This window comes from Aphanothece microscopica RSMan92, from assembly GCF_046613545.2.
In the GTDB taxonomy this organism is placed as follows: Bacteria; Cyanobacteriota; Cyanobacteriia; order PCC-6307; family Cyanobiaceae; genus NIES-981.
Genome location: NZ_JBKKKY020000504.1, coordinates 1 through 469 on the forward strand (window position 1 = coordinate 1; position 469 = coordinate 469).

The 469-nt window shown below is 60.3% G+C and carries 2 protein-coding genes; one reads left to right on the forward strand and one right to left on the reverse strand.

All coding sequences use genetic code 11. The features are described 5' to 3' along the window. A partial coding sequence (locus ACLD7X_RS18760) for a hypothetical protein (protein ID WP_411425193.1) occupies window positions 1-208 on the reverse strand: 208 nt, incomplete at its 3' end. A gap of 81 nt (window positions 209-289) precedes the next feature. On the opposite strand from ACLD7X_RS18760, the gene ACLD7X_RS18765 reads away from it, so the two are divergent. Then, on the forward strand, window positions 290-469 hold a 180-nt coding region (locus ACLD7X_RS18765; RefSeq protein ID WP_411425194.1), incomplete at its 3' end, for a hypothetical protein.

Below are 469 nucleotides of genomic sequence, written 5' to 3' on the forward strand. Positions count from 1 at the left end.
CACTTGGTCTGACTTGAACGATCCATTCAGGTGGACGTGACTGGCTGATCTTCGCAATCCAGCGGCATGACGATTTCAAATTGGCAACGACACTCCAACCAAGCCAAGACTTGGTGTGCGCCAGGATCTTGCGGATGTTATGGCCGAAGGCGGAAAGGGCGGCAAAGAGGGCGGCTCCGATGGTGCGGGATTGCAGGGCAGGGGACATTCCGCCTAGCGTTCGACGCGGTGGAAAGCAAAAGGCAAGAGCGGGGTTGGCAGAGTGAGCGCGGATGCAGCAGTCGAACGCATGGCGACCGAAATCGTGTCGGACATCACGGCGGGGCGAGCGTTCCGCCTGTTTGCGGGGGTCGATGCGGATGGGATCCATGGGGCGTCAATGGATCATGCCTATGTGGTGCAGGATGCGGTCACGGCCTTGCGCGGGGGATCAGCGGCCGTCGGAGGCTACAAGCTTGCCTTCAATTCC